4 protein-coding genes are annotated in these 6,572 nt (G+C 68.2%); all 4 read left to right on the forward strand.

The features are described 5' to 3' along the window. Window positions 1-10 precede the first annotated feature (10 nt). Window positions 11-1,210, forward strand: coding sequence for a pyridoxal phosphate-dependent aminotransferase (locus QF777_00845; protein ID MDP6910097.1), 1,200 nt, complete (start codon window positions 11-13; stop codon window positions 1,208-1,210). A 4-nt stretch (window positions 1,211-1,214) separates the two neighbouring features. Continuing rightward, window positions 1,215-3,233: a prolyl oligopeptidase family serine peptidase gene (locus QF777_00850; protein MDP6910098.1), complete on the forward strand. Its 2,019-nt coding sequence runs from the start codon at window positions 1,215-1,217 to the stop codon at window positions 3,231-3,233. Window positions 3,234-3,678: 445 nt separating this feature from the next. Continuing rightward, window positions 3,679-5,268, forward strand: coding sequence for a 2-isopropylmalate synthase (locus QF777_00855; protein MDP6910099.1), 1,590 nt, complete (start codon window positions 3,679-3,681; stop codon window positions 5,266-5,268). A 52-nt stretch (window positions 5,269-5,320) separates the two neighbouring features. Continuing rightward, the gene (locus QF777_00860; protein ID MDP6910100.1) at window positions 5,321-5,725 is read left to right on the forward strand and encodes a PaaI family thioesterase; all 405 of its coding nucleotides are present in this window, start codon (window positions 5,321-5,323) and stop codon (window positions 5,723-5,725) included. Window positions 5,726-6,572: the final 847 nt, after the last annotated feature.

The following is a 6,572-nucleotide window of genomic DNA, read 5'->3' on the forward strand; positions in this document are numbered from 1 at the left end:
AGGAAGACCCATGAGCATCGAACGCCTTTCTCGCCGCATCACTGCCATAGCCGAATCGGCCACCATGGCCGTCGATTCCAAAGCCAAGGCCCTGAAGGCGGCCGGTGAGCCGGTAATCGGGTTCGGTGCCGGCGAGCCGGACTTCGCCACGCCGGACCACATCGTGGCCGCCGCGGTGGCCGCCTGCCAGGACCCGACCAGCCACAAGTACACCCCGGCCGGTGGCCTCCCCGCCCTCAAGGAGGCCCTGGTCGACAAGACCGAGCGGGACTCCGGCTGGCGGCCCGAGGTAGCACGGATCCTCGTCACCAACGGTGGAAAGCACGCCGTGTACAACACGTGCGCCGCAGTGCTGAACCCCGGCGACGAGGTGCTTCTCCCGGCGCCCTACTGGACGACCTACCCGGAGTCCATTGCCCTGGCCGGGGCCACGCCCGTGCCACTGTCGACCGACACCGCTTCGGGTTTCCGAGTCACCGTCGACCAGTTGGAGGCGGCCCGCACCCCGAACACCAAGGCGTTGTTCTTCGTGTCGCCGTCCAACCCGACGGGGGCCGTCTACCCGGCGGACGAGATCACCGCCATCGGTCGTTGGGCGGTCGAGCACGGCATCTGGGTGTTTGCCGACGAGATCTATGAGCACCTGACCTACGACGGTCACGAGCATCATTCGATGCGGGCACTCGTCCCCGAGATCGACAGCCACTTCGTAGCCATCAACGGCGTGGCCAAGACCTACGCCATGACCGGCTGGCGGATCGGATGGATGATCGGACCAGCCGACCTGATCAAGGCGGCTGGCAACCTCCAGTCGCACGCCACCAGCAACGTGGCCAACGTGTCCCAGCGCGCCGCGCTGGCTGCCGTCTCCGGCGACCTCACGGCCGTCGAGGAGATGCGGGCGTCGTTCGACCGTCGCCGCCGGACCATGACCGACATGCTCCGGGCCATCGACGGGGTCGACCTGCTGACACCCCAAGGCGCCTTCTACGCCTTCCCCGACCTGACGGCCTTCCTCGGCCGGGAGATTGGTGGACGGGTCCCCACCACCACGTCGGCGTTGGCGGCGATCATCCTCGACGAGGCCAAGGTAGCCATCGTGCCGGGCGAGGCCTTCGGGGCTCCCGGCTACGCCCGGCTGTCGTTCGCCCTGGGTGACGACGATCTGGTCGAAGGCCTGACCCGGATCGGCAACCTGCTGGCCGGTTGACCTGGTGGAACTCTCAATACAGCCCTATGGCGCCTGGCCGTCGCCCATCAGTGCGGAACTCCTGGTGGCTGGAGCGGCAGGGCTGGGTGAGGTGGTCGTTGACGCCGGCCCCGACGGGAACACCCTCGGTAGCAGCGTGTGGTGGGCCGAGTCCCGTCCCGACGAGGGCGGGCGGACCGTGGTGGTCCGGCGCGGTTCCGACGGAGTGGTGGCCGATGCGGTTCCGGCCGGGGTCGACGTCCGAACCGGGGTCCACGAGTACGGCGGCGGTGCCTGGTGGGTGACCGACGGCGTGCTGGTGCACAGCGACCGTTCCGATGAACGTCTCATCCGTCGGGAACCCGGTCGCCCTGACGTCGAACCGGTCATACTCACCCCGGAGCCCGAGGTTGTCCGGGGCCTGCGTTACGCCGACGGGCGGATCACCCCGGACGGTCGGTGGTACGTCTGCGTCCGCGAGGCCCACATCGGGGATCCGCAGACAGGCGCCGATTCGGAACCGACCAACGAGCTGGTCGCGGTGGCCATGGACGGCTCCCAACGGGTCGAGGTGCTGGTCTCGGGGCCCGACTTCGTGTCGTCGCCGCGGGTCTCGCCTGACGGCGGCTGTCTGACCTGGATCCAGTGGAACCATCCCGACCTGCCGTGGGACGACACTGAACTCTGGTTGGGGGACCTGTCCTCCGATGCTCACCTGAGCGGCGCCCGGAGGGTGGACCCTCCCTCGGAGACAGGTGCCCATGAAGCGGGAGAGTCATTCTTCCAGCCGGAATGGCGGGCCGACGGCGTGCTGCACGTGGTCACCGACCGGGACGGCTGGTGGCACCTGTACCGGGTGGCCCCGGACACCGACGCGCTGGAGCAGTTGACCTCCGGGGCCTTCGAGGTGGCCACCCCCCAGTGGGTGTTCGGACTGTCGCGCTATGCGCTGGTGGGAGACGACGTGTGGTTCGCCCGCCGGGAGGACGGGGTGGACCGTCTGGCCGTGCTTTCCTTCGACGGGTCAGCCGCAGAGGGGAACGTCGCCGACGTCGAACCGCTGTCGGCCGGGACACCGGCCACGTCAATCGGGTCGCTGGCCGCGTTGGACGGCGGCGTGGCTCTGGTGGCGGCATCGTGGACCACCGAGCCCGCACTGGTGGCCGTCACCTGTTCTGGTTCCGAGGTGATCCGGGCGCCCCGTGACCTCGGCCTCGGCCCGGGATGGCTCCCGGTGCCCGAACAGGTCATGTTCCCCACCTCGGGCGACGAGCAGGCCCACGCCATCGTGTATCCGCCGACCAGCCCCGACCACGACGGGCCGGTCGACGAGCGGCCGCCGCTGATCGTGCTCGTCCATGGCGGGCCGACCGGCTCGGTGCGAACCCAACTGCAACTGGCCATCGCCTACTGGACCAGTCGGGGCTTCGCGGTGGCTGATGTCGACTACCGGGGTTCCACGGGGTACGGCCGGCCCTACCGGCACCGGCTTCGCGGCGGGTGGGGGGTCCTCGACGTCGAGGACTGCGTGGCTGCGGCCCGGTACCTGTCGTCGAGCAGTCGCCCGGCGGCCGGTCGGGTGGACGGCGACCGATTGGCCATTCGGGGCGGGAGCGCCGGTGGGTTCACCGTGCTGGCCGCCCTGACCTTCCACGACGTCTTCGCCGCGGGGGCCAGCCGCTACGGGGTGGCCGACCTGGCCGCGTTGGCCGCTGACACCCACAAGTTCGAGGCCCGCTACCTGGATCGGCTGGTCGGGCGGTGGCCCGAAGACGAGGCCGTCTACCGGGAGCGGTCGCCCATCCACCACGTGGACCGGCTCTCCACGCCGTTGCTGTTGTTGCAGGGATCCGAGGACCGTGTGGTCCCTCCCGCCCAGGCCCACGCCATGGCCGACGCGCTGGCGAGTCGTGGCGTGCCCTTCGAGTTGATCGAGTTCCCGGACGAGGGTCACGGATTCCGGAAGGCGGCCAACGTGGTCCGGGCGTTGGAAGCCGAGCTGGCCTTCTTCGCCGACCGGTTCGGATTCCACATCACCGACTGAACCCGGCGAGGGCACCGAGACGGCTACCTGACCGGAACATGTGCGACGGATCGCACACCGAAAGAACTGGGCCAGCGGGTCGCCCATCATGCACCATGGATCCATGGCGGCGATCCTGGATCCCATTGCTGGACTGGCGTGGCCTGTGGGTCGCCAAATGGGGTTGCAATCGGTCGAGCGGCCCCGTCTACACTGAACGGCGATGCGACCGATCCTCAACCTCCTGCTGCTGACCTAGGGCGAACGCCTCACATACGCGTTCGCCCGAACCTCCTGCGCCCTCCGGGGCCGGGGGGTTTCCTGCTTTTCAGGGGCAGGGCTTCGCAGGGACAGGACTTTTGGGAGCCGGGTCCTGATCGCATCGACCAGAACCATTACGAGACCGACAGAACACGAGACGGACGGGGTCGCCACCACGACGCCCCCTCGGAAACGAGTACAAGCCATGAGCGAGCAGACCATGAGCGAGCAGACCAGTGCCGATCGGGTGATCATCTTCGACACCACGCTGCGTGATGGCGAGCAGTCGCCCGGCATCTCGCTGGACGTGGGTGAGAAGTTGGAGATCGCCGAGCAGTTGGCCCGCCTGGGCGTGGACTACATCGAGGCCGGTTTCCCCATCGCCAGCGAAGGCGACTTCGAGGCCGTGCACGCCATTGCCTCGGCGGTCGAGGGTCCCACCATCTGCGGGCTGTCGCGCACCGCCCACAAGGACATCGACCGGTGCTGGGAGGCCATCGAGCCGGCGACCAATCGTCGCATCCACACGTTCATCGCCACGAGCCCCACCCACATGGAGCACAAGCTCAAGATGAGCCCCGCCCAGGTGCTGGCCGAGGCCATCTCGGCGGTCGGTCGGGCCCGGGAGTACACCGACGACGTCGAGTTCAGCCCCGAGGATGCCTCGCGGTCGGACTTCGATTTCATGTGCGACGTGCTCCAGGCGGCGGTCGACTCCGGAGCCGGCACGTTGAACATCCCCGACACTGTCGGCTTCGCCACCCCGCTGGAGTGGTCCGAGCGCATCCGTGCGATCCGGGAGCGAGTCAGCGGCGACTATGTGATCTCGACCCACTGCCACAATGACCTCGGCCTGGCCGTGGCTAACTCGTTGGCCGCCGTGGAGGCCGGTGCCCGCCAGGTTGAATGCACGATCAACGGCATCGGCGAGCGGGCCGGCAACGCTGCCATGGAGGAGATCGTCATGGCCCTGCGGACTCGGCCGGATTCGTACCCGGGCCTGGAGGTGGACATCCGGACCGAGGAGTTGGCGAAGTCCAGTCGGATCGTCAGCCGTCTCACCGGTTACCCGGTGCAGTACAACAAGGCCGTGGTGGGCCGCAACGCCTTTGCCCACGAGGCGGGGATCCACCAGCACGGCGTACTCAACGAGCGGACCACCTACGAGATCATGGACCCGGCCGCCGTGGGTCAGGGCGAAAGCCAGCTGGTGCTCGGGAAGCACTCAGGGCGTGCCGCCTTCCGTGACGCCCTCCAGAAGCTGGGCCACGACATCCACGGCGACGCGCTGAACTCAGCGTTCACCCGGTTCAAGGAACTGGCCGACCGCAAGGTGCAGCTCAGCGACGCGGATCTCGAGGCGCTGGCCATCGAGGAGGTGGGCGGCAGCGTCCAGCATGCCTACGAGTTCGTGAGCCTCGACGTCAGCGGAGGCACCGCAAGTACCCCGACAGCCGATCTGGTCATGAGGGTGGCCGGCGATGAGGTCGCTGTCACCTGTGAGGGCGATGGCATGGTCGACGCCTCCTGTTCGGCGGTCAAGTTGGCTACTGGGGCCAAGGGGCGGATGACCGACTACAACGTGACTTCGGTGACCGGGGGTGTCGACGCGCTGGCCGACGTGGCCCTGACCTTCGAGAGCGTCGAGGGTGTGAAGGTCTCGGGGCGGGGCCTCTCCACCGATGTGGTCGAGGCATCGGTCCGGGCGTTCATCGGTGCCCTCAACAAGATCGCTCGGATCCGCGAGTCTGGGGAGGATCCGAACGCCGTGGACCGACCCGGCCACATCGGCTGAGCGGCCTCGGCTGGCCCGCCGCCACGGTGGGGGGACCGTTAGGTTGTGCCCCATGGCGGTCGATACCGGTGCGGAGGGCTACGACGTGTTTCCCCTCCGGTCGTTCCTCGATTTCGACATCGGGGATGGCTCGGAAGGCGCCGCCGTCGCGTTCCTGGACGTGGACGACCGTCACCTCAATCCGAACGGGATCGTGCATGGTGGGGTTGTCTTCACCCTGGCCGACACGGCCATGGGTCGGGCCACGATGGCGGTGCTGGATGACGGACAGATCTGTGCCTCGATCGAGGTATCGGTCCGCTACCTGCGGCCCATCCCCGGGGGACGACTGGTCGCCAGCGCTTCGGTAATCAGGGCTGGACGGCGAATCGTGCATCTGGAGTGCAGGGTCACCGTCGATGGAGACGAGCGGCCGGTAGCCGTGCTGCAGGGGTCGTTTGCCGTGCTGGAGGCCTGATCCGGCTCAGGCCCCGGGTCAGCCGAGGGTGACGACCTGGCGGCGCTCCAGGCCGTCCAGTTCGTTCTCCTGAATGCGCTGCCACGAGTAGGACCAGAGACTGTCGCCGATCACCAACGTGCGTTGGATAGGTCGGACGTTGCCGCCGTCGGGCCAGCACACCACGACGTCGCTGTCAGGGGGAAGCGTTTCCGGATCGACCCCGAACTCCTCGGCCCACCACTTGGATTCCTCGCGTGGCAGGGGCTCACACCAGTGGCCACGCATCGACGTGGGGGCGCCCGGATCGCAGATCATGACCACCGGTACGTCGCCGTCGACTGTCGATACCACTGGGCACGGGGGCACGGGTTCGACCATTTCGTCGTCGCGGTGGTCGATGCGACCCTCTTCGGTGATGTCGGAGTCAGATACCCGCAGCACGACCGCGCCGTGCTCGTCGTTCCGCCAGTCTTCGAATGGCAGGACGGCCCGACCGTCCCACCACAGGAAGGCGTGGTGGTCCCATTCGGCCCCGCTGTGTCCGCCTCCCGGCGACCAGGTGGCCAGGTCGACGGGGGCGTCTAGATCCGACACGTCGAACAGGGTGACCTTGGTGCCGGTGGTCCGTCCCTCGTCGGTGGCCTCCTGGCCGATGCCCAGGATCCGGTCCGGTCCCACGGGGTGGAGGTAGCCGGAGTAGCCGGTGATCTTCAGCTCGCCGCGCACTCGTGGATCCGTGGGGTCCGACAGGTCGACGGTGTAGAAGGGGTCGGTCTGGCGGAACGTGACCACGTAGGCCACGTCGCCCACGTATCGCACGGCGAAGATCCGCTCGCCGCGACCCATGTCGCCCACCTGCCCGACC

The sequence above is a fragment of the Acidimicrobiales bacterium genome, from assembly GCA_030747595.1.
Taxonomy (GTDB): domain Bacteria; phylum Actinomycetota; class Acidimicrobiia; order Acidimicrobiales; family MedAcidi-G1; genus UBA9410.

Bases quoted from the DNA above. Each gene is read 5' to 3' on its own strand.
- QF777_00855 (MDP6910099.1), top strand. From the start codon at position 3,679: ATGAGCGAGCAGACCATGAGCGAGCAGACCAGTGCCGATCGGGTGATC.
- QF777_00860 (MDP6910100.1), top strand. From the start codon at position 5,321: ATGGCGGTCGATACCGGTGCGGAGGGCTACGACGTGTTTCCCCTCCGG.
- QF777_00845 (MDP6910097.1), top strand. From the start codon at position 11: ATGAGCATCGAACGCCTTTCTCGCCGCATCACTGCCATAGCCGAATCG.